General features: G+C 45.2%; 27 protein-coding genes and 2 pseudogenes. 16 read left to right on the forward strand and 13 right to left on the reverse strand.

Annotated features, from left to right (window positions below; genetic code table 11):
- Window positions 1–1,328, reverse strand: a 1,328-nt coding sequence (locus AACU19_RS07320) for an AIDA repeat-containing protein (protein ID WP_105278032.1), incomplete at its 3' end; no start/stop codon positions are given.
- A 67-nt stretch (window positions 1,329–1,395) separates the two neighbouring features.
- Window positions 1,396–1,512: pseudogene (locus AACU19_RS07325) on the reverse strand (ATPase); the annotation flags it as partial.
- A 265-nt stretch (window positions 1,513–1,777) separates the two neighbouring features.
- On the opposite strand from AACU19_RS07325, the gene AACU19_RS07330 reads away from it, so the two are divergent.
- The 3 genes from AACU19_RS07330 to AACU19_RS07340 are packed head-to-tail and all read left to right on the forward strand — an operon-like array spanning window position 1,778 to window position 2,615.
- On the forward strand, window positions 1,778–1,930 hold the full coding sequence (locus tag AACU19_RS07330; protein ID WP_032183962.1) for a hypothetical protein: 153 nt from the start codon (window positions 1,778–1,780) through the stop codon (window positions 1,928–1,930).
- A 1-nt stretch (window position 1,931) separates the two neighbouring features.
- Window positions 1,932–2,276: a YMGG-like glycine zipper-containing protein gene (locus AACU19_RS07335; protein WP_000726978.1), complete on the forward strand. Its 345-nt coding sequence runs from the start codon at window positions 1,932–1,934 to the stop codon at window positions 2,274–2,276.
- Window positions 2,277–2,279: 3 nt separating this feature from the next.
- Entirely contained in the window at window positions 2,280–2,615 is a 336-nt protein-coding gene (locus AACU19_RS07340) for a YmgD family protein (protein WP_000979977.1), read from the forward strand.
- 175 nt (window positions 2,616–2,790) lie between these two features.
- Here AACU19_RS07340 and ymgF read toward each other — a convergent pair whose 3' ends face one another.
- The 6 genes from ymgF to ycgZ all read right to left on the reverse strand — a co-directional run bounded on the left by ymgF (window position 2,791) and on the right by ycgZ (window position 6,213).
- Entirely contained in the window at window positions 2,791–3,009 is a 219-nt protein-coding gene (ymgF, locus tag AACU19_RS07345; RefSeq protein WP_001065863.1) for a cell division-associated protein YmgF, read from the reverse strand.
- A gap of 131 nt (window positions 3,010–3,140) precedes the next feature.
- Complete coding sequence (locus AACU19_RS07350; protein ID WP_105278033.1) at window positions 3,141–4,664, reverse strand: EAL domain-containing protein; 1,524 nt, start codon at window positions 4,662–4,664, stop codon at window positions 3,141–3,143.
- 333 nt (window positions 4,665–4,997) lie between these two features.
- Window positions 4,998–5,246, reverse strand: coding sequence for a hypothetical protein (locus tag AACU19_RS07355; protein ID WP_039021744.1), 249 nt, complete (start codon window positions 5,244–5,246; stop codon window positions 4,998–5,000).
- 120 nt (window positions 5,247–5,366) lie between these two features.
- Complete coding sequence (gene ariR, locus AACU19_RS07360; RefSeq protein ID WP_000888777.1) at window positions 5,367–5,633, reverse strand: biofilm/acid-resistance regulator AriR; 267 nt, start codon at window positions 5,631–5,633, stop codon at window positions 5,367–5,369.
- 28 nt (window positions 5,634–5,661) lie between these two features.
- Window positions 5,662–5,934, reverse strand: coding sequence for a two-component-system connector protein YmgA (locus AACU19_RS07365; protein ID WP_105278034.1), 273 nt, complete (start codon window positions 5,932–5,934; stop codon window positions 5,662–5,664).
- Window positions 5,935–5,976: 42 nt separating this feature from the next.
- On the reverse strand, window positions 5,977–6,213 hold the full coding sequence (ycgZ, locus tag AACU19_RS07370) for a regulatory protein YcgZ (RefSeq protein ID WP_001186982.1): 237 nt from the start codon (window positions 6,211–6,213) through the stop codon (window positions 5,977–5,979).
- 312 nt (window positions 6,214–6,525) lie between these two features.
- On the opposite strand from ycgZ, the gene AACU19_RS07375 reads away from it, so the two are divergent.
- The 5 genes from AACU19_RS07375 (at window position 6,526) to iraM (ending at window position 10,960) form a co-directional block, all read left to right on the forward strand.
- The gene (locus AACU19_RS07375; protein ID WP_000958306.1) at window positions 6,526–7,737 is read left to right on the forward strand and encodes a diguanylate phosphodiesterase; all 1,212 of its coding nucleotides are present in this window, start codon (window positions 6,526–6,528) and stop codon (window positions 7,735–7,737) included.
- Between the two features lie 204 nt (window positions 7,738–7,941).
- Complete coding sequence (gene bluR, locus AACU19_RS07380) at window positions 7,942–8,673, forward strand: DNA-binding transcriptional repressor BluR (RefSeq protein WP_000332295.1); 732 nt, start codon at window positions 7,942–7,944, stop codon at window positions 8,671–8,673.
- 220 nt (window positions 8,674–8,893) lie between these two features.
- Window positions 8,894–9,298 (forward strand): DUF1398 domain-containing protein, encoded by a 405-nt coding sequence (locus AACU19_RS07385; protein WP_000373092.1) that lies wholly within the window; start codon window positions 8,894–8,896, stop codon window positions 9,296–9,298.
- 830 nt (window positions 9,299–10,128) lie between these two features.
- The gene (locus AACU19_RS07390) at window positions 10,129–10,389 is read left to right on the forward strand and encodes a biofilm development regulator YmgB/AriR family protein (protein WP_001354918.1); all 261 of its coding nucleotides are present in this window, start codon (window positions 10,129–10,131) and stop codon (window positions 10,387–10,389) included.
- Between the two features lie 247 nt (window positions 10,390–10,636).
- Window positions 10,637–10,960, forward strand: coding sequence for an anti-adapter protein IraM (iraM, locus tag AACU19_RS07395; protein ID WP_000649798.1), 324 nt, complete (start codon window positions 10,637–10,639; stop codon window positions 10,958–10,960).
- A gap of 734 nt (window positions 10,961–11,694) precedes the next feature.
- On the opposite strand, the gene trkG is transcribed toward iraM, so the two are convergent.
- From trkG to icd, 4 genes and pseudogenes are all read right to left on the reverse strand, one after another.
- Window positions 11,695–13,152, reverse strand: coding sequence for a Trk system potassium transporter TrkG (gene trkG / locus AACU19_RS07400; protein ID WP_001360580.1), 1,458 nt, complete (start codon window positions 13,150–13,152; stop codon window positions 11,695–11,697).
- Between the two features lie 250 nt (window positions 13,153–13,402).
- Window positions 13,403–13,792, reverse strand: a pseudogene (locus tag AACU19_RS07405) (IS5/IS1182 family transposase); the annotation flags it as partial.
- A gap of 312 nt (window positions 13,793–14,104) precedes the next feature.
- Entirely contained in the window at window positions 14,105–15,472 is a 1,368-nt protein-coding gene (locus tag AACU19_RS07410; RefSeq protein WP_000258473.1) for a hypothetical protein, read from the reverse strand.
- Window positions 15,473–15,857: 385 nt separating this feature from the next.
- Window positions 15,858–17,108: an NADP-dependent isocitrate dehydrogenase gene (gene icd / locus AACU19_RS07415; RefSeq protein ID WP_000444487.1), complete on the reverse strand. Its 1,251-nt coding sequence runs from the start codon at window positions 17,106–17,108 to the stop codon at window positions 15,858–15,860.
- A 171-nt stretch (window positions 17,109–17,279) separates the two neighbouring features.
- Between icd and rluE the strand changes: the two genes are divergently transcribed.
- The 8 genes from rluE to roxA all read left to right on the forward strand — a co-directional run bounded on the left by rluE (window position 17,280) and on the right by roxA (window position 25,111).
- Window positions 17,280–17,933, forward strand: a complete 654-nt coding sequence (rluE, locus tag AACU19_RS07420) for a 23S rRNA pseudouridine(2457) synthase RluE (protein WP_001248699.1) — start codon at window positions 17,280–17,282, stop codon at window positions 17,931–17,933.
- A gap of 9 nt (window positions 17,934–17,942) precedes the next feature.
- On the forward strand, window positions 17,943–18,404 hold the full coding sequence (gene nudJ / locus AACU19_RS07425; protein ID WP_000476078.1) for a phosphatase NudJ: 462 nt from the start codon (window positions 17,943–17,945) through the stop codon (window positions 18,402–18,404).
- Between the two features lie 53 nt (window positions 18,405–18,457).
- Window positions 18,458–19,564 (forward strand): tRNA 2-thiouridine(34) synthase MnmA, encoded by a 1,107-nt coding sequence (mnmA, locus tag AACU19_RS07430; RefSeq protein ID WP_105278035.1) that lies wholly within the window; start codon window positions 18,458–18,460, stop codon window positions 19,562–19,564.
- A 34-nt stretch (window positions 19,565–19,598) separates the two neighbouring features.
- Window positions 19,599–20,240, forward strand: a complete 642-nt coding sequence (gene hflD / locus AACU19_RS07435; RefSeq protein WP_001297479.1) for a high frequency lysogenization protein HflD — start codon at window positions 19,599–19,601, stop codon at window positions 20,238–20,240.
- Window positions 20,241–20,243: 3 nt separating this feature from the next.
- Window positions 20,244–21,614, forward strand: coding sequence for an adenylosuccinate lyase (gene purB, locus AACU19_RS07440; protein ID WP_000423751.1), 1,371 nt, complete (start codon window positions 20,244–20,246; stop codon window positions 21,612–21,614).
- 168 nt (window positions 21,615–21,782) lie between these two features.
- Window positions 21,783–22,454, forward strand: a complete 672-nt coding sequence (gene phoP / locus AACU19_RS07445; RefSeq protein WP_001265481.1) for a two-component system response regulator PhoP — start codon at window positions 21,783–21,785, stop codon at window positions 22,452–22,454.
- Window positions 22,454–23,914, forward strand: a complete 1,461-nt coding sequence (gene phoQ / locus AACU19_RS07450; RefSeq protein ID WP_105278036.1) for a two-component system sensor histidine kinase PhoQ — start codon at window positions 22,454–22,456, stop codon at window positions 23,912–23,914. Before phoP ends, phoQ begins: the two co-directional genes overlap by 1 nt.
- 75 nt (window positions 23,915–23,989) lie before the next feature.
- The gene (gene roxA, locus AACU19_RS07455) at window positions 23,990–25,111 is read left to right on the forward strand and encodes a [50S ribosomal protein L16]-arginine 3-hydroxylase (protein ID WP_105278037.1); all 1,122 of its coding nucleotides are present in this window, start codon (window positions 23,990–23,992) and stop codon (window positions 25,109–25,111) included.
- A 47-nt stretch (window positions 25,112–25,158) separates the two neighbouring features.
- Here roxA and pepT read toward each other — a convergent pair whose 3' ends face one another.
- Window positions 25,159–26,385, reverse strand: coding sequence for a peptidase T (gene pepT / locus AACU19_RS07460; protein WP_000359451.1), 1,227 nt, complete (start codon window positions 26,383–26,385; stop codon window positions 25,159–25,161).
- Window positions 26,386–26,428 lie beyond the last annotated feature (43 nt).

Genomic DNA, 26,428 nt, shown 5'->3' on the forward strand with positions numbered 1-26,428 from the left:
GTCGTGTCAGCTTTCCCGCCGCTCTTGATATTTTGTGTTCCGCTATTGATATTGGTTCCCGTGGCAATACCATGATTATTTATATTCTGTGTGCCACCATTAATGATGGTATTTGTCGCGTTTCCGGCAACATCCATAACGCCGCCATTATCTATTCGGGTCGCATCAGCTTTAGCATTCGTTAAAACTGACATTGCTCCTTTATCTTTAATAATCGTCTTATTTGCCGAACCATATGCATTTATGTCTAAATGACCACCATTTTCCAGCAACACATTGTCTGCCACGTGATTGTGGATGGAGAATGCCCCTTCACTATTCGTACCGCTCACCGTCGACCTGTCAGTCATTGCTTTTAAAGCCGCGCCATCGTGCTGGGTAACATTCGTTGCCGTGCCCTCTCTAACATCAAGCACGCCAGCGGAATATATTTCAATAACATTCGAGGTGCTCCTGCTATCAACAATTTGCGTCCCACCAGAATAGATCGTGGTAGTGTGCGCCGTTGACGTGTTTTGCAGCGTCTGCATTCCTCCATTTTTAATGGTGGTTATTTGTGCAGTGCTTGAATCAACATCCTGTCGACCACCATCTATTGTGGTGTCCAGCGCATGGCTCTTAATTGTTCTTTGGTCACCTCCATTTTTAATGATAGTGTTTTCTACAATACTCGAATCTACATACTGTCGGCCCCCATCTATTGTTGTGTTCGTTGCCAGACTTCCTTGTGTGATGTTCTGAGAACCAGATGTATTTATCGTCGTACCGTCAACATGCCCCTGAGCTGTTACTGTTTGTTTACCACCATCAATGACAGTCCCGTTTGCTCTCCCTCCTTCGACGTATGAATTACCATTCTTAATTATCGTGCCATTGCTGGTACCATCCTTATAAATGTACTGATTGCCACCCTCGATTAACGCGCCATTGCTGGTACCACCGTTATAAACTTGCTGATTGCCACTCGCGATTATCGTACCGCTAGAATTCCCACCATTATAAATTACCTGTGTACCCCCATGAAGGATTGTATTATTAGCTTGCCCCTGATAATTGTTATGGTTTGCTACATCTTGTTGTCCACCCATTTCAATAATACTTCCATTAGACACCCCACCAAATACAGTCTGGTGGCCGTGATTAATGATATGAGTATCATTAGTTGTCCCCCGTTCATCTACTATTTGCTCGCCATCCACAGTTTCACCATTTACGATACCAGTAACGATTGATGTGAAAGCAGCCTCTCCAGGCTGGGCATATATCAAGGCAGATATCAATAAGGAAAGTACTGAACGGCGAAAATAATAGCGACTGGTCCTGTTCATAAATTTCATCCTCTGAAAAGTGAATACTGAGTAGCGGGTAAGCGACCTTAGCTCTGCTGCAACATCGGCCCACAGGCACCAGACCAGGGGATTCATCCTTAAGAGACAGCGCAAGTGTATTGTGTTCACCGCTCATCAAAGACATCATGATGAAATGATGATATTCCGCATAAGAAAGAGGCATTTTTAGACGCATCGCGCTGAAGTGTGGTTGAATAAAAATCAATCTTTTCAGATAAGACTGTCGTACGCTTATTCTGCGAAAATAAGGCCGTCGGCAAAGTAAAATGACTCACATAATTGTTTCTGATGAATATCTTCTACTCACATGAATATTACACAATAATATTGATGCATCAGATTATCTTACCTTTACAACATCACGTTAACAGCCAATGACACTTCTTGAATAAAAATATTGTCAATCAAAGAGTTATTTTTTATTTAAGATTATTCTCATTCAAGTAAAAGACATAATTCCTATCATCACAGCCACGCTCATTTTGAATTATCTGAATAATAGCGAGCGTTCTTTAGTTAAGCAGGTCTTAATTGAAGACGAAATTATTGTGTGTGCAACTTACTTAATACCGGACATCTAAGTTGAAGAAAAAAATACTCGCCTTCGGGCTTATCTCAGCATTGCTCTGCTCCGCGCCAGCGATGGCGGATATGAATCGCACCACAAAAGGTGCACTACTTGGTGCAGGCGTTGGTTTACTTACTGGCAATGGCGTTAATGGCGTACTGAAAGGTGCAGCTGTTGGCGCTGGCGTTGGTGCAGTAACAGAAAAAGGCCGCGACGGCAAAAATGCGCGCAAAGGTGCAAAAGTGGGTGCCGCCGTTGGTGCTGTCACTGGCGTTCTGACCGGCAATGGCCTTGAAGGGGCGATTAAAGGTGCCGTAATTGGCGGTACGGGTGGTGCAATTCTGGGTAAAATGAAATAAGGAATGATGATGAAAAAATTTGCTTTACTGGCGGGTCTGTTTGTTTTCGCACCAATGACCTGGGCGCAGGACTACAATATTAAGAACGGTTTGCCGTCAGAAACCTATATTACTTGCGCAGAAGCCAACGAAATGGCAAAAACTGACAGCGCACAGGTTGCAGAAATTGTTGCGGTAATGGGTAATGCCAGCGTTGCCAGCCGTGATTTAAAAATTGAGCAATCTCCGGAACTGAGCGCCAAAGTGGTAGAAAAACTGAACCAGGTTTGCGCTAAAGACCCGCAAATGCTGTTGATCACGGCAATTGATGACACCATGCGTGCTATCGGCAAAAAATAATATTTCGTCTGTTACCGCGTCGATTGATTCGACGCGGTGGTTGTATATAGTTCTACAATGAAACATCAAACCCGCCAATACGCCCTCACAACAACAAGCAAAGCAATTTAATCGGCATTAAACCACAAATACAACAATACTTATTACTATATAGCGGCTATAGCATAAAGAAAGATTAGTGCTGATCCCTGTGGCTAACGAGTTTTTCCCTTACTCGATTAACCAGATTGATCGCCAGCCAAACAAGAGCATTCAGCAAATTTATCGTCACAAGCACTTCTCCAAGCCCAGTACTGGGTTTTGCGATAAGGATGACCAGCAAGGTGATCAGCATAAATGCAATGGAAAAGATGATATAGAGAGTGAAATAATCCAGATTATTACTATTGTTCATGCTACTAATGGCAATCCTGTCAAAACTTTCAAACAATTATAGCAAACAAAATAATGAACAATAGTAACAAGACGCAACGAGCTAATTAGCTGTCTATAATTACACCGCACCATGGTCTTAATGATCAATTTTTACTCAATCATAACCTTCACCTTCGGTTTAGAAAGGATAATTTTAACCAGGTCGATGTAGGTTACCGGTTTATAGAAATAATAACCCTGCTGAAATGTGATGTTGTTTTGATTCAGATAATCAAGCTGTTCTTTTGTTTCGACACCTTCAGCGACGATACTGATCGAAAGTTTACGCGCCAGATCCAGTACACAATCCAGAATCCTGGTTGATTCCGGGTCTGCATTGACACGACCAACAAAACTGTGATCAATTTTAATATAATCAATATGCAGATCATGCAGATAAGAAAGCCCTGAATAGCCAGTACCAAAATCATCCAGTGCGATGACAAAACCATTTTCATGCAGAATGTTCAACCGCTGAACCAGACTTTCATCAACATTTAATGATTCACGCTCGGTCACTTCCAGAACGAGGTTTAAATCGCGGCGGGTAAAACTGTCACGGAAAATTAAGCACTCGTCGACAAACGTCGGCGAAATAATATGCGAGGCACTAAAATTAATTCCGATATGAAAACCTTCCGGCAATTTACTCGCGATAGCGTTCATCTGTGTGACAACCTGATTCATCAGACTTTGTGTAAGCGGAACAATTAATCCAGATTTTTCAGCAAGTGGAATAAATGCCGCGGGTGAGATATATTTGCCGTGAGGTTGTTTCCAGCGGGCTAATACCTCAACTCCCCGCAATGTCCCTTCCCGACCATTTACCACAGGTTGGTAAAAAGGGACAATCTCACCATTACTTATTGCCCGTCGCAGGACCTCTTCAGGCGTTGCGCTTTTATTAAAATACTTATCAAGCAGGTAGGCTGCGGCGCAGGCAATTAACAGAATGAATATCAAAACCCCTACGCCATTATCGATAAGTCTGTAGAAGCTAAAGAATGGTGGTGGGTTAAAGATAATAGTGAAATGATATCTTGTGGAGTGAACCTTCTCAGTATAAGGATAGTGTCCATTAAGCGTCATCACGTCACCGGTAGGTCCAATAATGTCATCCGCTACGTGTAATGCATACCTTACCCCTTTCAAGGGCACATTAAGCGCTCCACGAATATGCTGATCACTTATCGTGACCAAAATACGCGTGTCTGCAAATTGGCTCTGATAGAGCAGGATAGGCAATCTATTGACGGTGTCGATTGCCGGAGCCAACAATAAATTACTGTCAGGGAAAGCAGGAATACGAGACAGCAGGACTCGATTCCCCGGCAAGGATGTACACCAGACCATTCCGCGTTTGAGAATGATGATTGTGCGCAAGTGAGGTTTCAGAGCTGCTTCAGTGCCAAGCTGATATTGCTCCTCGAGGTCGCATTCCTTCCCGGCAATGTTAACCGCCGCTTGAGTCGCCTGTGACGCTTCTTCAAGTATGTGATTGATATTGTTGACAGCATATCTCGCTCCCGCCATATATGCTGCTTTTGCGGAATACCAGAGCTGGATATTCAAAATAGCGACACCGGTTATAAACAAGCATATCGCAACGAGGATGGGTATGAGTGTATTGCGCATTCGCTTGTCCCGGACTAAGGATTTTAATACATGAAAATGATGTTCATTCGCTCGTGCTGGCGTCTAAAGAGAGCATGGTAGAGAGCATAAGAAATATCCACGCCGAAGATAAAATTTTCTCCATCGTCATCTAACCTATTAATTACTATGCTTAATGTGGGTAAAATTAAGCAAATCTGGCAGGATGTCAGACGTCAAGAATGGAGAACAATAGTTCTCCATTCTTGTTTAAACCCTGATATTCCGGATATATTAAGAAACATAACGGCTTAAATTATTACTTTGCACCAGCATATGATACAGCTGATGGTAATTTTAAAACCTTACTCAGTTCTAAGAGAGCACGGATTCCCTGTCATTAATAATGACATCCGTTAGTGTTGCCTTATGCAATTCAATGTACTGCAAAATTTGCAGGTAGAGATCAGAAAGAATCACACTCGTTTCATCTTTTAAACGCAAGCGTAAAGCCTGATCAATAATATGACTATTAACATACCCATGCGCCATGAACACCTCCCTCTCGAGATTTTTAAATAAAGCACATTGAAAAATAAATCTCTCGGGAATTGAATTATTCATGTCAGCCTAGTAAAAATATCAATCCAATAGAATTATGCTGTGTATAGTCTAAGCGACAGACAAAAATAAGATGAATGAGTTTTCTATAAACTTATGCTAGTTATACTAAACAATAAAAAGTCACATATCATCAGCTGTGTATCGCAACACGATTTCCAGTGTTTTTCTAATCACATCAGCTTTGAGAATATCATTCGTTGTTTCCAGAGAGTGTATCAGACTTAAGATAATATTTTTATTATTAACATTATCCCCTGAAAGCATTAAATTGGTCACCGCCTGCCCTAATACAGCAGACTCTTCTTCTAACAAATTCCCCGAACTGCGAAAGTAACTTGATAACGCCTTATCAGTTATTGCGTTATGAATAGTAGTATCTTCAAGCATGGTAACCTCTCATCTTACTTATGAAATTTTAATGTATTCTGTTTATTTTCTTACCATTGAATATACTTTTATTGTCAGCTATTGCTGCTCTTCTGTTAGGCCCTCCTGTATCACTATTGCTAAAATCACGAATTATGCTATCAATTAAATCTCGTCGGAAGGCATTTTGTTCAACAGATTTCATTACGAGTAATTGCTTAATAAGAGTCTGCAACGAAAAATTTATCTTCATGCGTAATATCTGGAGCACCGCCTGGCCAGTAATTTCATGTTTTATACTTTCATTATCAGATGTCTTCATAACGACTTCATAGTTAATCTGTCAAATAATCAGGCTGTCACATTATTCAAAAAGCAACCCAATTAGTGAATTGTAGTGTTTCTGTTCCTCTTCCCCTGTCGCTTGCTCCAGTCGACAAAGAAGTTTGGTACAAAGCGACTTTCGACTCAGATTACGTCCATCTTTCAAAATTTCAGTCACAATTTCCCCGAGGGTTTCCTGCTGAGTAGGCAAGTTAGCTTTTGCAAAGTAACGAGTAATTGCACCCGCAGAATCTGAAATCACTGAATTTTGCTGCATGCTACGCCTCTATTAAAAATGTTAAACGTTGTTAAGTGCAGTAACAATAGCAAACTTGTACGAAATATGTGTACAGAATGATAAATTATTTTTTGCAATTAGTGCTAACACCTATAAAACAATGAGATACGTAAAAATTATTTGCATCATTTGACTGACAACCTATACAAGATTCCAAACGAACTCATCTTCAAATTTTTCCATTTTTTATCAAGGTAAATAAATAGTTATGTTTTAGTATTAAAAGCAAGACACCAGAAGATATGTCTGTTACCGTCATACTCTCGCCTCGCCCATTACCCTGGACTATTAATGCTTACTACCCTTATTTATCGTAGCCATATACGTGACGACGAACCTGTCAAAAAAATCGAAGAAATGGTTTCGATAGCAAATCGCAGAAACATGCGGTCTGACGTAACAGGGATTTTACTGTTTAATGGTTCACATTTTTTTCAACTTCTTGAAGGTCCGGAAGAACAGGTTCAAATGATTTATCGGGCCATATGCCAGGATCCACGGCACTATAATATCGTTGAACTGCTGTGCGATTACGCACCTGCTCGCCGTTTTGGCAAAGCAGGAATGGAATTATTTGATTTGCGCCTCCACGAGCGCAATGACGTTTTACAGGCCGTACTCGACAAAGGCACCTCAAAATTTCAGCTAACTTATGATGACAGAGCGCTGCAATTTTTTCGTACTTTTGTTCTTTCAACTGAAAAATCAACCTATTTCGAGATTCCTGCCGAAGACTCCTGGCGTTTTATCGCTGACGGACCTGATAAAGAACTTGATTCCTGTACCCTTTCACCAAATATAAACGACCACTTTGCCTTTCATCCTATTGTCGATCCTTTATCGCGGCGGATAATCGCTTTTGAAGCAATTGTTAAAGATAGGGAAGACAGCCCATCAGCCAGAGTGGTTGGGCAAAGCAATGACGGGGAAATCTACACAGCGGATCTCAAAAGTAAGGCACTTGCATTCGCGATGGCACACGCACTTGAGCTCGGTGATAAAATGATTTCAATCAATCTATTACCTATGACCCTGGTTAACGAGCCTGACGCGGTCTCTTTTTTACTTGATGAAATAAAGGCCAATGGTTTGGTGCCTGAACAAATTATCGTGGAATTTACTGAAAGTGAGGTCATATCTCGGTTTGATGAATTTGCCGATGCTGTTAAATCACTTAAGGCTACCGGTATGAGTGTAGCAATTGACCATTTTGGCACAGGTTTTGCCGGTTTGTTACTCCTGTCACGCTTCCAGCCTGACAGAATTAAAATCAGTCAGGAATTGATTACCAATGTTCATAAAAGCGGGCCTCGGCAGGCAATTATTCAGGCGATCATAAAATGCTGTACATCACTTGAAATTCAAGTCTCTGCTATGGGTGTGGCAACACCAGAAGAGTGGATGTGGCTTGAATCTGCAGGAATTGAGATGTTTCAGGGAGATCTGTTTGCCAAAGCTAAATTGAATGGTATCCCTTCAGTTGCGTGGCCGGAGAAAAAATAATTTTCAGCACATTATTTCACATGATTTCTGGAAATCATCGTGAAAATGAATACGTTATGTTTTAATTTAATCCACATTAAAAATAATGTTTTATCCAATTTAGCTGAAATCTTATTTATACTTTGTACAATTTTAGCGTATATTGTACAAAGTATTATTGGGTCGTGTACAGGCGACGGAGATTTATGAGCGCAAGGAGGAATTGTGGCTTATTACAGCATTGGTGATGTTGCTGAACGTTGCGGGATTAATCCTGTCACTCTCCGGGCCTGGCAACGCCGCTACGGTTTGTTAAAACCACAGCGCAGTGAAGGCGGACACCGACTCTTTGATGAAGAAGACATACAACGCATCGAAGAGATCAAGCGTTGGATAAGTAATGGCGTCCCTGTAGGCAAAGTTAAAGCATTACTGGAAACCACCAGCCAGGATACGGAAGATGACTGGAGCCGCCTGCAAGAAGAGATGATGTCAATTCTTCGTATGGCTAATCCTGCCAAACTACGCGCGAGAATTATTTCACTGGGTCGAGAGTACCCGGTAGATCAATTGATTAATCATGTTTACCTTCCTGTTCGTCAGCGTCTCGTGCTTGATCACAACACCTCCCGCATTATGAGCAGTATATTTGACGGCGCATTAATTGAATACGCAGCAGCCTCACTTTTCGAAATGCGCCGTAAGCCCGGTAAAGAAGCCATTCTAATGGCGTGGAATGTTGAAGAGAGAGCACGATTGTGGCTGGAAGCATGGCGTTTATCATTGTCAGGATGGCATATTTCTGTCCTTGCTGATCCCATTGAATCGCCGCGCCCGGAACTGTTCCCGACGCAAACATTGATTGTCTGGACAGGCATGGCACCAACGAGAAGGCAAAACGAACTTTTACAACACTGGGGTGAGCAAGGTTATAACGTCATCTTTCATGCCCCCTAATTTCACCTTTATCCCGCCCCATAGACAGAATCTTATAATCTGAACCCACAACAGCGTTTGTACCGGAGCTGATCCGTTGCAAAATGCTCACCGGGAGAATTCAGGTAATCCCCCTTTCACACTTTGTACATATCACAGCCAAAGGACAGACCAGCTTGAAGTGAGAAAACCGATCGTGCACACTACGCACTCTCACAACTAACAAAAGGTTATTATCCTGATGGATCAGGTCGTTGTTTTTCAAAAGATGTTTGAAAAAGTGAGAAAAGAGCAAAACTTTTCCTGGTTTTATTCAGAGTTAAAACATCACCGTATTGTGCATTACATTTATTATCTGGCTACGGATAACATCAGAATTATTACTCACGATGAAACAGTTTTGTTATTAAGAGGAAACCGTAGCCTGTTAAAAGTCAGTACAACCAAAAACCCAGAAAAAATTAAAGAGGCGGCATTGCTTCATATTTCTGGGAACTCTACATTTTGGGAGTATTGTACAACACTGGCAAGTGCTGGCGTTTTCCGCTGGGTAACCGATGTTAATAACAATAAACGCGGCTACTACGCTATTGATAATACGCTATTGTATGTTGAAGATGTGGAAAATAACAAGCCATTAATCTAGCAAAATTTTAACACATAAGGGTTCTATCATAATTCAGTGAAATAACAAAAAAGAGGTCTTTCTATGAATTATCAGAACTCCCTTTTTATTGTTATCCATAATTGTTCAGCCGACCAATACTATAAATCTGACATTTGACATGCCCCCCTTGCCGTTCTGATACGTTACTTGTATTACAGTTATCAAACCCACAAATACAACGGGCGTGTTATATGCCCGTTCAATACTTAATAGGTATAGCGTTAACATATTCTTGATAGCATGTATTGCATACCTCCTGCCTTAGAGTTATCTCCGGCTAACTCCACCAAACATGGCTGCACACAGCCAGATAAGAACGCTTGCGCGCATCTGGATATCATACCGCTGCTGGAACTGTTTCTTAATCATCCTACCTTATTCGACCTATTCGATACTGGCCATTATGAAGGACGCAAAGTAAGCGCTTTTTATGCATTTTTGCTGAGTTATCATCACGTTACCTTAATATTATCAGGAACGAGTTAACGCTGCTCATAACGGTCAAACCGATACTATAAAGCCCAATAATTGAAACCTTTTCATCATGTCAGGAAGATAGTCATCCTTATGATCTTTATATAAAAAAGCCAACCATGGGGTTGGCAAAGTGGCACAAACCAGCATAAAAGCTATGCTTTGTTTACAAATCTTCTTTGAATTAAATATATATCGTCCTGACTAAACAGAACTAAAACGGAATGAATTATTTAATCATGTTACTAAATTTCATTTTGTTTAGCCTCTGTTGAGATCCCTTGTTTTAAATTTCATTTAGATAAAATTCTTAATTAAATCCTTGGGAGTCAATTATGTCTATGCAAAGTCAAGGAATGAACTTTGAAATGAACCTATACGCATATTTGAATAAATATGATAGTCGGCTTTCAGAAGAAAAACTTGCAATTGATAAGGCAGTTAGAGATTTATATCTTTGCAACGAACACGTGGATAACAAGAGCATTATACTGAAATTGCTCTCATTTTTATCATCTGCTGATGACATTGTTGAAAAAGATATTATCAGGAATGCTTTGGAAGTGGTGCTTCTTTTTACATTAGACGATATTTAAGTCATCTCAGGAGTTTTAATACACGAAGAGTGCCCGGATACTAGCGATTATATTCATATTTAATTATTAGTGCGGGGAAAGAGATTATGCATTGGCATATTTCTCTAACGTCCGTGATAGAAAAAAACTTTAAATATAAATAAAGAATAAACCACCTTTGCATTCAACCTCATCTGAGCTGACTATAGTACAAATTATATTGATATTCTTTATCAACATCATTGAAACAGAAGAATAAGGCGAAGAAATGAAGTGTATAGTAATTGATACTGTAATACAACCTTCGTGTGGTATATATTTTTCAGTCATATGGAGCGATATGAAAATGATCATTTGGTATCGTTCAAATATATTTCTCCCACCTGGCAGCATATTTACAGTTATTAAGTCAGGTATTATACTCGAGGATAAAGAATATCCGATCAGTATTTTTAACGTGGCGCTATTCAACAAAAATTTATGGAATTTAATCAAAAATAGTCAAGAGTGTCCTACAGAATCAAACAAAATTACGAATAAATGCATGCATAAGCATTGCATTATGCAAATATGTCCACATGGTCTCAAGTAATGGGGGTTATTTAACCTTCCCTATATGCTATAGATAAATCTACCAAAAACTGCCCCTTCGTAGAGGGGCGCTATGATTTTGTTTTATTTGAAGGCATGGTGCTGAATGTATTCGTTGAATCCAGATTCAACACCTGAAGCTGCACTTAACCCATAATACTTGTTTCTGGTTCCTCTACCGAGTGGTCAAACAATGATATGTATGTGACGTCAGAGTTTATTTTTTTAGTGTTTAATGCTATTAATTTAACGTAGTTACCTATCTTTTTTCTACCTTCTGAACTAACCTTAGGTTTCAACGTAACCGGCAGTAGGGGCTATCCCCAATCTTAAATTTTGCTGCCCGATTTGCTCAAGCCAAAGTTTTAATTTTACAACCTATAAACCTGAGTTAAATCAACCTCATGGTGCTGTCTGTTCCCGCTGTGGAACAAGACTCACTGCAACATCTTGCATTCCTAAACTTCGCAGAAGGCGATGGGCAAAAACTGTACTGTAATGTTATTTCGATGTCTCTTATGGTAAATAGGAGGCGTCGAGGCTAAGTGAGTAGCCTGCTTGCTTCTCAATCCTGGATACTATCAGCATTCACGTCAGATGAAATGATGATATTTCGCGTAAGAAAGAGGCATTTTTTTATCAACTTCACATCGGAGATGGTAATAATCCTATGGGTCCAGTCCATATGAGGGGGTCAACATACTATAAAATTCACAATCATAAATTAACCATATATCAAGAACGCCAAAAAAATCCTGAAAATAGTATAATAACAGGGTAAATTTCAAGTCGACCAAGAATCATAGCAATACACATGAGATATTTTGCAATATCATTAAGAACACCGAATGAGGATGCGGTAGCCCCAAAACCCAGCCCCATATTATTAATGCATGCAGCGACTGTCGCAAATGATGTAAGGAAATCATATCCCATACCATTTAGCACCAGTATAAAAAACACTGTAAAGAAAGTATAAAGAAAAAAGAAACTCCATACAGACCTCATTACGCGGTCTGTAACAATCTTCCCTCCTACATTTACACTAAGCAATGCTCTGGGATGAGAAAGCTGATTTATTTCGTGTTTACTTTGTTTAAAAAGTATAAGAAATCTAAGTGATTTAATTCCGCCGCACGTTGAGCCTATACATCCCCCAAAAAAACTTGACAGCAGCAAAAAAACTATCGTATGTGTGGGCCAGTTTGAATAATCCTGCGTAGCTAAACCATTATCAGTGAGCATGGAGCTAGCAAGAAAAAACGAATGAACAACACTTCCAGTTAAGTCATACATACCTATATGCCAGACCTGGAAAGAGGTAACAATGATAACACCTGAAGCTATTAACAAAAAGAAACGAAGTTCAACATCTCTGAGTAAGGGTTTTATTGTTTTCCTGCTTATAACAACATACCAAAGAGTGAAGTTGAAAGCCGATAACAGAGAAAAAGAGCCCGCCACCAGTTCAATCAAATAATTATTGAAATAGCCGATACTCTCACTATGAGTTGAAAAACCGCCAAGAGAAACTGTAGAAAGTCCATGACAAATAGCATCAAACAAAGGCATTCCTGCAAGTCGATAACAAACAATACAAGCAATGCCTAATAAAGAATAAGTTATCCAAAGTGTCCGCGACGTATCAGCCAAGCGTGGAGTCAGTTTGTCATCCTTAAATGGCCCTGGCATTTCTGACTGATAAAGTTTTGCACCACCAATACCCAATAATGGCAACACAGCAACTGCCAGAACAATAACCCCTAAACCGCCTATAAAATTTAATTGTGACCGGTAGAACAAATATGCCCGAGATAATGAACTGACATCATCAATTACTGTTGCTCCTGTTGTTGTTATTCCGGAAACCCCTTCAAACAGCGCGTCAGCAAACGTTAAATTAAGCTCTGAATCAATCCATAATGGAAATGCGCTAATAATAGAAAATAAAATCCAAAACATTACAATTATAATAAACCCATCACGGGTGCGTAATTGAATGCCAGATTTTTTAGTGGTATACCACGCTCCGCCACCAATACAAAAAAATATAACAAAAGTAATAAAAAAAACGAACAAGCTTTTTTCTTTATAAAACAATGCTACAACCATTGGTGGTAACATTGAAAGACTATAGAGCCAGACCAAGAACCCACACATATGAGTTACAACTCTTACATGAGATGTATTCATATCCAAATGTTCTTTCAATTATAACCACCTTACAGCAATGTCATGATTATACTGTATAAATTTTAACTCTTCTTAGATCTTACTTCACTGGTCCTTATGAAACAATCAGCAAAATGAATCTTATTATAACACTGTTCGGTTATGTATTGTTGAGCCTTCCCGCTGGGCCTGCATCATTACAAGTCGCTCCCTATGGGGCTTTGTCGAATAAATAATTTTTCGGTAAGTATCCCCTGAGCAGGTTGTATCTTCAGGCAGTATGAACACTTTCTGGCATACCTACCTTCGTCATTATGTTCAGCGTATGCACCATGACCAAAGCCTCTGCAACCGGCCGATCATAATCTAGCAACATCAGAGAACCTCAGAATAACTGTTTTACCCTGTACATTGCCGTTTCCGCTATTGAGCAACGATTGTAATCTTTTGTCCATTTTCACCGGGAATTACCCTCGGTCAATCGCTGATACGCGACTGCACAGTTACGGTCGGAATACTCACCGGACCAGTAACCCGCTCCTTTTTGGGGTGGGATGAGCGCGCTGATTTTCACACGGCGCAGCTGCTCGTAACAGAGCCGAGAGGCGTAAACTCCGTCTGCTGCTGTCCTGATTTTTTGATGGGTTTGCCGGATTAATCCGGCTACACCTCTACATCCGTTACGCTGAATGCTGAGGTCGCCCTTGGGAAGAAGGCATTGCTGACTTATACCAATCCGAAATCACCTCCTCGTGCAACCAGACAGGGAGGGGCCTCGGTTGATAAGAGCTCTGTTATTGATGTGCCAGTTGGTGATTCTAACTTTTGCTTTGTAACGGGACGAGCCGTGTTGGCAGATGATGTATGGTCTGATCCTTAAACTCAGTAAAAGTACGATTTATTCAAAAAAGCCCCTCCACTATGATTTCGATTTAAGGGGCTGATGATTATGTAACGCGAATTTACCGGATCCTTACGAACCTTTCTTTATCCTGCTCTTGCCCCTTTCGGTAAGCCCATTCTCTGTCATGTATTTTCTGGCAGTGAATATATTAATGCTGTGGTCAGTACAAAACCCCTTAACACCCTTGATCTTTTCCCGCTGAACCTGGGGCATCTTCGACCATTCCCGGACGAGATTTTTGGTAACTCTGTTCCATTTCTCTGGTTTGTTCAGCTTCGCTCGGCCCACCCAGGTTAATCCGTCCTTGCTCAAATTCAGGTAATGACGTGCTGTGCACGGCCGGATGTTGTGGCTCTCACACCACTTATTGAAATCGACGTTGCGCCGCTCATCCGAGGTCATCATCGACCATTTCCGGATAACCTCGTAGGGAATGGGGAGCTTTATGGCAACTTTCGACCTTACCCTGACGCGACGTTGCGGGACTGTCTCATGTTTCGCACTCAGGTTTTCTTCCGACAGTGCGGAGAGGGAGGACCTGAAATCAAGTGATTCTGGCTGGTTATGTGACAACAGTGTCGCGGCAATGGCGTGAAATCGGGCACTATCCACACTTCCACAGACCTTCACACTGCCATCACTGACATCAATATTCACTAATTTGCTATTACTAATAGTTTTCGTGAAGGTGATGGTGTGGCCGGAAAAACAGAAACTAAACTTGAACGGCTCAGTGAAAAGCTTAGTGAGTTGCGGGTCAGCCCCCACCTCCGCCCGGTACGTAAACAGTGCATTCGTCATGGCAACTACCAGTTCGTTAGCCTCGTCCGTATTCTCGATGATTAAATTTTTCATCTGATTCAGAATTTTCTCGCTGCTCTGGAGCAGCAGCAGGGGCCGGGGCAATGTCGCGCCCATGGCGAGGTTGGAGTAGCATGGCGTTAGCATGTAATTCACTCCTTCCCGTTGTTTTTCTTCAGTGATAGAAGGGCTGAAATCATCTATTCCGGGCTGGCGACTGCGTGAGACCAGTGTTGTGACAAAGGCGTTAAACAGATAACAATCAGCATAGCCACAGGCACTCCTCCCATCCTTGCTGACCATAATATTCACGCAATTGTCCCCATTAAAATCCATATGCGTGTTGGTGAAGGTAATGGTGTGGTCGGAAAAACTAAAACTGAACGACTCAGGAATTTGCAGACCACGCGCCCTAGGCATGTCTGGATTATCCGGCAGTTTAGCCATCTGATTTGGCTGCAGTGCGGTCGCCATGACAGCCGCCAGTTCGTTAATCTGGTCAGAACTCATCGTGCTACAGTCCGTATTTCTGTGAATTAAATTTATCATCTCCCGCAGATGAGTCCTGCAACTTTCCTGGCTCTGCAGGAGCTGGGACAGTGTCACAGCCGCGTTAATGCGGCATGGTGTTACCATATAATACAATCCTTTTTCTCAGGGGGGTTGATATTCCGGATCGTGCCGTGTTTGCCCACGGCTCCCCCTGGAGAGCTGCAGACCTGTTTATTTAACTCGCACAGCGCCGGGGCCTGTCAGCAAACAGGGAGCATAACCGTCGTGCCATTAAACGCCAGACGGGAGATCATTATTATTTTATTAATACAGATCCGTTGCATTCCGGTCTTTACCGCAGTTTAAAAGAAAAGAGAATAGGGACTTAGGCAGTAGAGCAGTCATTGGACAGACCACACTACCCCAAACTAGCAGGGGAGTTTTGATAAAATTTTGATAACCGTTAGCATGCTAACAAAAAACAACGGGCGTGTTATACGCCCGTTTCAATATTTAACACATGTAGTGATTACATATTCTTGATGATCGCGTCACCAAACTCTGAACATTTCAGCAGTTTAGCGCCTTCCATCAGACGCTCGAAGTCATAGGTTACGGTCTTGGCATTGATTGCGCCTTCCATACCTTTAACAATCAGATCAGCTGCTTCAGTCCAACCCATATGGCGCAGCATCATCTCAGCGGAGAGGATGATAGAGCCTGGGTTAACTTTGTCCTGACCAGCATACTTCGGCGCAGTACCGTGGGTGGCTTCAAACAGCGCGCATTCGTCACCGATGTTTGCGCCTGGGGCGATACCGATACCGCCAACCTGCGCTGCCAGAGCATCAGAAATGTAGTCACCGTTGAGGTTCATACAGGCGATAACGTCGTATTCAGCCGGACGCAGCAGGATCTGTTGCAGGAATGCGTCAGCAATCACGTCTTTAATGACGATCTCTTTGCCGGTGTTCGGGTTTTTGACTTTCAGCCACGGGCCGCCGTCGATCAGTTCACCGCCAAACTCTTCACGCGCCAGCTGGTAACCCCAGTCTTTAAACGCGCCTTCGGTGAACTTCATGATGTTGCCTTTGTGCACCAGGGTCACAGAGTCACGGTCGTTAGCAATTGCGTATTCGATCGCGGCACGAACCAGACGTTTGGTGCCTTCTTCCGAACACGGCTTGATACCGATACCGCAATGTTCCGGGAAGCGAATTTTCTTCACGCCCATCTCTTCACGCAGGAATTTAATCACTTTCTCAGCGTCGGCAGAGTCAGCTTTCCATTCGATACCCGCATAAATATCTTCCGAGTTTTCACGGAAGATAACCATATCGGTCAGTTCAGGGTGTTTAACCGGGCTTGGGGTGCCCTGATAGTAACGTACCGGACGCAGGCAGATGTAGAGATCCAGTTCCTGGCGCAGAGCTACGTTGAGAGAACGAATACCGCCGCCAACCGGAGTGGTCAGAGGGCCTTTAATGGCAACGCGATATTCACGAATCAGATCAAGGGTTTCAGCAGGCAGCCAGACGTCCTGACCATAAACCTGTGTGGATTTTTCACCGGTGTAAATTTCCATCCAGGAGATTTTACGCTCGCCTTTATAGGCTTTCTCGACTGCAGCGTCGACCACTTTCAGCATGGCTGGGGTTACATCTACACCGATTCCATCACCTTCAATGTAAGGGATAATCGGATTTTCAGGAACGTTGAGTTTGCCGTTTTGCAGGGTGATCTTCTTGCCTTGTGCCGGAACAACTACTTTACTTTCCATTCACCTCTCCTTCGAGCGCTACTGGTTTGCTCGTCTGCCACCACGTTGCATATGCGTTTGCGTCCTGCGATACGGATGCTTTAGAGCAATTTTTTGTTAATGATTTGTAATTGGCTTGTCAATACTACCCTATTGTTTGCCGTCATGAAAGATGCGCGTTATTAGGCTATAATGCGGCAATTCATAATCTCTGAAAATACCATGCAAAAAACTTCTTTTAGAAATCACCAGGTTAAGCGATTCAGCTCGCAACGTTCTACCAGGCGAAAACCTGAAAACCAGCCCACGCGTGTGATCCTGTTCAATAAACCCTACGATGTTCTTCCGCAGTTCACCGATGAAGCCGGACGCAAAACATTAAAAGAATTCATCCCGGTTCAGGGAGTGTATGCGGCAGGTCGTCTCGACCGCGACAGCGAAGGGTTACTGGTACTGACCAATAACGGCGCTTTGCAGGCGCGTTTAACCCAGCCGGGTAAACGTACCGGGAAAATCTATTATGTACAGGTAGAAGGTATTCCCACACAAGACGCCCTTGAAGCGTTGCGCAATGGCGTAACCTTAAATGATGGCCCTACCCTGCCCGCAGGTGCGGAGATGGTTGAGGAGCCGGAATGGTTATGGCCCCGTAATCCGCCAATTCGTGAACGAAAAAGTATTCCCACCAGCTGGCTTAAGATCACCTTATATGAAGGACGTAATCGCCAGGTGCGCCGCATGACCGCCCATGTTGGTTTCCCCACGCTGCGACTGATTCGCTATGCGATGGGGGATTACTCTTTGGATAATCTTGCCAATGGCGAATGGCGAGAAGCGACAGATTAAGGATGCAAAATGTTTAAACCGCACGTTACCGTTGCTTGCGTGGTGCACGCAGAGGGCAAATTTTTAATCGTTGAAGAGACGATTAATGGTAAAGCGTTATGGAACCAGCCCGCCGGGCATCTGGAAGCAGATGAAACCTTAGTGGAAGCCGCCACCCGTGAGCTGTGGGAAGAGACGGGCATCAGCGCGCAACCGCAACATTTTATCCGCATGCATCAGTGGATTGCGCCGGATAAAACGCCGTTTTTGCGCTTCCTGTTTGCCATTGAGCTTGAGCAAATATGTCCAACCCAGCCCCATGACAGCGATATCGACTGCTGTCGTTGGGTCAGCGCCGATGAGATTTTACAGGCCTCAAATCTGCGCTCGCCGCTGGTGGCGGAAAGTATTCGTTGTTATCAAAGTGGGCAACGCTATCCGCTGGAGATGATTGGCGATTTTAACTGGCCTTTTACAAAGGGTGTCATCTAAAAGGCTGCGTGATAGAATACGCCGCCTTGAAGTTCAATGTCGTGAGTGATCCAATGTCTGAAACCGCAAAAAAAGTAATCGTCGGCATGTCCGGCGGTGTCGATTCCTCCGTTTCTGCCTGGCTGTTGCAACAACAGGGATATCAGGTCGAAGGCCTGTTTATGAAGAACTGGGAAGAAGACGACGGTGAGGAATATTGCACAGCGGCAGCGGATCTGGCTGATGCCCAGGCTGTCTGCGACAAGCTCGGCATTGAACTGCACACCGTTAACTTTGCTGCCGAGTACTGGGACAACGTCTTCGAACTGTTCCTTGCCGAATATAAAGCCGGTCGCACGCCGAATCCGGATATTCTGTGCAACAAAGAGATCAAATTTAAAGCTTTCCTCGAATTTGCCGCTGAAGATTTAGGTGCCGATTATATCGCTACCGGTCATTACGTACGTCGGGCAGATGTCGATGGCAAGAGCCGCCTGCTGCGTGGTCTGGACAGCAATAAAGACCAGAGCTACTTCCTTTATACGCTCAGCCATGAGCAGATTGCGCAAAGCCTGTTCCCGGTCGGCGAACTGGAAAAACCGCAGGTGCGTAAGATTGCAGAAGATCTCGGTCTGGTTACCGCGAAGAAAAAAGATTCTACCGGGATCTGCTTTATCGGCGAGCGTAAATTCCGCGAGTTCCTGGGCCGTTATCTCCCGGCGCAACCGGGCAAAATCATTACCGTCGATGGCGATGAAATTGGCGAGCACCAGGGTCTGATGTATCACACCCTCGGTCAGCGTAAAGGTTTGGGTATTGGTGGCACCAAAGAAGGCACTGAAGAACCGTGGTATGTGGTCGATAAAGACGTCGAAAACAACATTCTGATTGTTGCGCAGGGCCATGAACACCCGCGTCTGATGTCTGTCGGTCTGATTGCCCAGCAGCTGCACTGGGTCGATCGTGAGCCATTCACCGGCACTATGCGTTGCACGGTAAAAAACCGCTATCGCCAGACCGACATCCCATGCACCGTCAAGGCGCTGGACGACGATCGCATTGAAGTGATTTTTGATGAACCCGTTGCCGCCGTGACGCCGGGCCAGTCTGCCGTCTTCTATAACGGTGAAGTGTGCCTCGGTGGCGGTATTATTGAGCAGCGTCTGCCGCTGCCGGTCTGATTATTATCTTTACTTAAACAAGGAAGCAGTGAACGTGGCAAAGAATTACTATGACATCACCCTCGCCCTGGCCGGAATTTGTCAGTCGGCACGCCTGGTGCAACAACTCGCTCACCAGGGGCATTGTGATGCCGATGCGCTACACGTCTCACTCAACAGTATTATCGATATGAACCCCAGCTCCACGCTGGCGGTTTTTGGTGGCAGCGAAGCTAACCTGCGCGTCGGGCTGGAAACATTGCTCGGCGTGCTCAACGCCAGCAGTCGCCAGGGCTTAAATGCTGAGTTAACCCGCTACACCCTTAGCCTGATGGTGCTTGAGCGCAAACTTTCCTCAGCGAAAGGTGCGCTCGACACTCTGGGCAACCGCATCAACGGCCTGCAACGTCAGCTCGAACACTTCGATCTACAGTCCGAAACGCTGATGAGCGCGATGGCCGCTATTTATGTTGATGTGATTAGCCCGCTAGGCCCGCGCATTCAGGTCACCGGATCTCCTGCTGTACTGCAAAGCCCACAGGTGCAGGCGAAAGTCCGCGCCACCCTGCTGGCAGGCATTCGCGCCGCCGTGCTCTGGCACCAGGTCGGCGGCGGACGGCTACAACTGATGTTTTCTCGTAATCGCCTGACCACTCAGGCAAAACAAATTCTTGCTCATTTAACCCCGGAGTTGTGATCTATGGAATTATCCTCACTGACCGCCGTTTCCCCTGTCGATGGACGCTACGGCGATAAAGTCAGCGCGCTGCGCGGGATTTTCAGCGAATATGGTTTGCTGAAATTCCGTGTACAAGTTGAAGTACGTTGGCTGCAAAAACTGGCCGCGCACGCAGCGATCAAGGAAGTTCCTGCTTTTGCTGCCGACGCAATCGGTTACCTTGATACAATTGTCGCCAGTTTCAGCGAAGAAGATGCAGCACGCATCAAAACCATCGAGCGTACCACTAACCACGACGTTAAAGCGGTTGAGTATTTCCTGAAAGAAAAAGTGGCCGATATCCCGGAACTGCACGCAGTTTCTGAATTCATCCACTTTGCCTGTACTTCGGAAGATATCAATAACCTCTCCCACGCGTTGATGCTGAAAACCGCGCGTGATGAAGTGATCCTGCCATACTGGCGTCAACTGATTGATGGCATTAAAGATCTCGCCGTTCAGTATCGCGATATCCCGCTGCTGTCCCGTACCCACGGTCAGCCAGCCACGCCGTCAACCATCGGTAAAGAGATGGCAAACGTTGCCTACCGCATGGAACGTCAGTACCGCCAGCTTAATCAGGTGGAGATCCTCGGCAAAATCAACGGCGCTGTCGGCAACTATAATGCCCACATCGCGGCTTACCCGGAAGTTGACTGGCATCAGTTCAGCGAAGAGTTCGTCACCTCGCTGGGTATTCAGTGGAACCCTTACACTACCCAGATCGAACCGCACGACTACATCGCCGAGCTGTTTGATTGCGTTGCGCGTTTCAACACCATTCTGATCGACTTCGACCGTGACGTCTGGGGTTATATCGCCCTTAACCACTTCAAGCAGAAAACCATTGCTGGTGAGATTGGTTCTTCCACTATGCCGCACAAGGTTAACCCAATCGACTTCGAAAACTCCGAAGGTAATCTGGGGCTTTCTAACGCGGTGTTGCAGCACCTGGCAAGCAAACTGCCGGTTTCCCGCTGGCAGCGTGACCTGACCGACTCCACCGTGCTGCGTAACCTCGGCGTGGGTATCGGTTATGCGCTGATTGCGTATCAATCCACCCTGAAAGGCGTGAGCAAACTGGAAGTGAACCGTGACCATCTTCTGGAGGAACTGGATCACAACTGGGAAGTGCTGGCTGAGCCAATCCAGACAGTTATGCGTCGCTATGGCATCGAAAAACCGTACGAGAAGCTGAAAGAGCTGACTCGCGGTAAGCGCGTTGACGCCGAAGGCATGAAGCAATTTATCGACGGTCTGGCGCTGCCAGAAGAAGAGAAAGCCCGCCTGAAAGCGATGACGCCGGCAAACTACATTGGTCGCGCCATCACCATGGTTGATGAGCTGAAATAAGCCTCAAATCAGTGCCGGATGGCGATGCTGTCCGGCCTGCTTATTAAGATTATCCGCTTTTTATTTTTTCTCTTTACCTCCCCTCCCCGCTGGTTTATTTAATGTTTACCCCCATAACGACATAATCGCGTTACACTATTTTAATAATTAAAACAGGGAGAATGAAAAATGCGCGTACTGGTTGTTGAAGACAATGCGTTGTTACGTCACCATCTTAAAGTTCAGATTCAGGATGCTGGTCATCAGGTCGATGACGCAGAAGATGCCAAAGAAGCCGATTATTATCTCAATGAGCATTTACCGGATATTGCGATTGTCGATCTCGGTTTGCCTGACGAGGACGGTCTGTCACTGATTCGCCGCTGGCGTAGCAATGATGTTTCACTGCCGATTCTGGTATTAACCGCCCGTGAAAGCTGGCAGGACAAAGTCGAAGTATTAAGTGCCGGTGCTGATGATTACGTGACTAAACCGTTTCATATTGAAGAGGTGATGGCGCGAATGCAGGCATTAATGCGGCGTAATAGCGGTCTGGCTTCACAGGTCATTTCGCTACCACCGTTTCAGGTTGATCTCTCCCGCCGTGAATTATCTATTAATGACGAAGTGATCAAACTGACCGCGTTCGAATACACCATTATGGAAACGTTGATACGCAATAATGGCAAAGTGGTCAGCAAAGATTCGTTAATGCTACAACTCTACCCGGATGCGGAGCTGCGGGAAAGCCATACCATTGATGTACTGATGGGACGTCTGCGCAAAAAAATTCAGGCACAATATCCGCAAGAAGTGATTACCACCGTTCGCGGCCAGGGCTATCTGTTCGAATTGCGCTGATGAAAAAATTACTGCGTCTTTTTTTCCCGCTCTCGCTGCGGGTACGTTTTCTGTTAGCAACGGCAGCAGTAGTATTGGTGCTTTCGCTTGCCTACGGAATGGTTGCGCTGATCGGTTATAGCGTCAGTTTCGATAAAACCACGTTTCGGCTGTTACGTGGCGAGAGCAATCTGTTCTATACCCTTGCGAAGTGGGAAAATAATAAATTGCATGTCGAGTTACCCGAAAATATCGACAAGCAAAGCCCCACCATGACGCTAATTTATGATGAGAACGGGCAGCTTTTATGGGCGCAACGTGACGTGCCCTGGCTGATGAAAATGATCCAGCCTGACTGGCTGAAATCGAATGGTTTTCATGAAATTGAAGCGGATGTTAACGACACTAGCCTGTTACTGAGTGGAGATCACTCTATGCAGCAACAGTTGCAGGAAGTGCGGGAAGATGATGACGACGCGGAGATGACCCACTCGGTGGCGGTAAACGTCTATCCGGCAACATCGCGGATGCCAAAGTTAACCATTGTAGTGGTGGATACCATTCCGGTGGAGCTAAAAAGTTCCTATATGGTCTGGAGCTGGTTTATCTATGTGCTCTCAGCCAATCTGCTGTTAGTGATCCCGCTGCTGTGGGTAGCCGCCTGGTGGAGTTTACGTCCCATCGAGGCCCTGGCAAAAGAAGTCCGCGAACTGGAAGAGCATAACCGTGAATTGCTCAATCCTGCCACAACACGAGAACTGACCAGTCTGGTACGAAACCTGAACCGACTGTTAAAAAGTGAACGCGAACGTTACGACAAATATCGTACGACGCTCACCGACCTGACCCATAGTCTGAAAACGCCACTGGCGGTGCTGCAAAGTACGCTGCGTTCTCTGCGTAGTGAGAAGATGAGCGTCAGTGATGCAGAGCCGGTGATGCTGGAGCAAATCAGCCGCATTTCACAGCAAATTGGCTACTACCTGCATCGTGCCAGTATGCGCGGTGGGACATTGCTTAGCCGCGAGCTGCATCCGGTCGCCCCTCTGTTGGACAATCTCACTTCGGCGCTGAACAAAGTGTATCAACGCAAAGGGGTCAATATCTCTCTCGATATTTCACCAGAGATCAGTTTTGTTGGTGAGCAGAACGATTTTGTCGAGGTGATGGGCAATGTGCTGGATAACGCCTGTAAATATTGCCTCGAGTTTGTCGAAATTTCTGCAAGGCAAACCGACGAGCATCTCTATATTGTGGTCGAGGATGATGGCCCCGGTATTCCATTAAGCAAGCGAGAGGTCATTTTCGACCGTGGTCTACGGGTTGATACTTTACGCCCTGGGCAAGGTGTAGGGCTGGCGGTAGCCCGCGAAATCACCGAGCAGTATGAGGGTAAAATCGTCGCCGGAGAGAGCATGCTGGGCGGTGCGCGGATGGAGGTGATTTTTGGTCGCCAGCATTCTGCGCCGAAAGATGAATAAATATGTCCATACTTCACGCATTACGTTAAGCATCCGTTATAATCGGTTGCAGATACCAGCCTGTGGATGCTTAACATGGAATACCAACTCACTCTTAACTGGCCCGATTTTCTTGAACGTCACTGGCAGAAACGCCCGGTGGTGTTAAAACGCGGCTTTAATAATTTTATTGACCCGATCTCTCCAGACGAGTTGGCGGGTCTGGCGATGGAAAGCGAAGTCGACAGTCGACTGGTCAGTCACCAGGATGGCAAATGGCTGGTCAGCCACGGCCCGTTCGAAAGCTACGATCATCTCGGTGAAACCAACTGGTCGTTACTGGTACAGGCAGTGAACCACTGGCATGAGCCGACCGCCTCGCTGATGCGGCCGTTCCGTGAACTACCAGACTGGCGTATTGATGACCTGATGATCTCTTTTTCCGTACCTGGCGGCGGCGTCGGCCCACATCTCGATCAGTACGACGTGTTTATCATTCAGGGTACCGGACGTCGTCGCTGGCGAGTGGGCGAAAAGCTGCAAATGAAACAGCACTGCCCGCACCCGGATCTGTTACAGGTCGATCCGTTCGAAGCCATCATCGATGAAGAGCTGGAGCCTGGCGATATCCTTTATATTCCGCCAGGATTCCCGCATGAAGGCTACGCGCTGGAAAATGCGATGAACTATTCCGTGGGTTTTCGCGCGCCAAATACGCGGGAACTGATTAGCGGATTTGCCGATTATGTGCTGCAACGTGAACTGGGCGGCAACTACTACAGCGATCCTGATGTTCCACCTCGCGCTCATCCTGCGGACGTTCTGCCGCAAGAGATGGATAAACTGCGTGAGATGATGCTCGAATTGATCAACCAGCCGGAACACTTTAAGCAATGGTTTGGCGAGTTTATATCCCAGTCACGCCATGAACTGGATATCGCGCCGCCAGAGCCGCCTTATCAGCCGGATGAAATCTACGATGCGCTGAAACAAGGTGATGTGCTGGTGCGTCTGGGTGGTCTGCGCGTATTGCGCATTGGCGACGACGTGTATGCCAATGGTGAGAAGATCGATTCCCCGCACCGTCCGGCACTGGATGCGCTCGCCAGCAACATTGCGCTGACCGCGGAGAATTTTGGCGATGCGCTGGAAGATCCGTCATTCCTCGCGATGCTCGCGGCGCTGGTCAATAGCGGGTATTGGTTCTTCGAAGGGTAAGTTTGAAGTTAAGCTGGATGCGGCATCACATGCCGCATCCCTTTTCGCTACTTCCGTTGCGCCGTTAACTCGGCAATACGGACGATCACCTGCACCGCTTTTTCCATACCTTCCAGAGTCACAAATTCATGCTTACCATGGTAGTTGTAACCGCCAGTGAACAGGTTCGGACACGGTAATCCCATAAACGACAACTGCGCGCCGTCGGTACCACCGCGGATCGGTTTCAGTTCCGGCTCAATATCGCAGTCACGCATCGCCTGCTGAGCGATATCGAGAATATGCGGATGCTCAACCACTTTCTCGCGCATATTGTAGTAACTGTCTTCAATCACCAGTTCAATGTAGCAATCAGGATGTAACCCTTTGCCCACTTTTTTGGCGATCTCCATCATTTTACGTTTACGCGCTTCAAACTGTTTACGGTCGAAATCACGAATGATGTAGTGCATATCGGCCCGTTCAACGGTGCCTTTCATGCTCGCCAGGTGATAGAAACCTTCATAGCCTTCTGTCATTTCCGGGCTTTCATTTGCCGGAACTTCCGCATGAATACGTGCCGCCAGCGAAAGCGCATTTACCATCACTCCTTTCGCCGTGCCCGGGTGAACATTGTTACCGACAATTTTGATATTGACCGACGCGGCGTTGAAGTTTTCAAACTCCAGTTCGCCTACGCCACCACCATCAACGGTGTAAGCCCAGCGGGCATCGAAGGCGTCAACATCAAAATGTTTCGCCCCTTTGCCCACTTCTTCATCCGGGGTAAAGGCGACACGAATATCACCATGCGGAATGTTTTTTTGTTGTAATACCGCCAGCGCGGTCATGATTTCTGCAATACCAGCTTTATCATCGGCACCTAACAAGGTTTTACCATCGGTGGTAATCAGCGTCTGACCCAGTAGCTGATGCAGCACCGGGAACATAACCGGTGATAAAACTTCATCGCCGATACCCAGCGCAATATCGCCACCACGATAGTTTTCAACAATTTGCGGATTCACATTTTTGCCGCTGCAATCCGGTGAGGTATCCACATGAGAAATAAAGCCAATCGCCGGGATATCGCCAGGGACGTTAGCCGGTAACGTCGCCATCAAAGTGCCCTTCTCACTTAAGGTCACATTGATAAGCCCCATCTCTTCGAGCTGCTCTTTCAGCAGATGCAATAACTTCCATTGGCCTTCCGTGCTGGGAACCTGTCTCACCCCTGCCTTTGATTGGGTATCCAGAGACACGTAGTTCAAAAATCGCTCAAGTAGTTTATCCATGTAGTCACCCTCACTTTTTGTGACAACATTATTAAGAAGCAAG

The sequence above is a fragment of the Escherichia sp. MOD1-EC4550 genome, assembly GCF_963876935.1.
GTDB classification, from domain to species: Bacteria; Pseudomonadota; Gammaproteobacteria; order Enterobacterales; family Enterobacteriaceae; genus Escherichia; species Escherichia coli_F.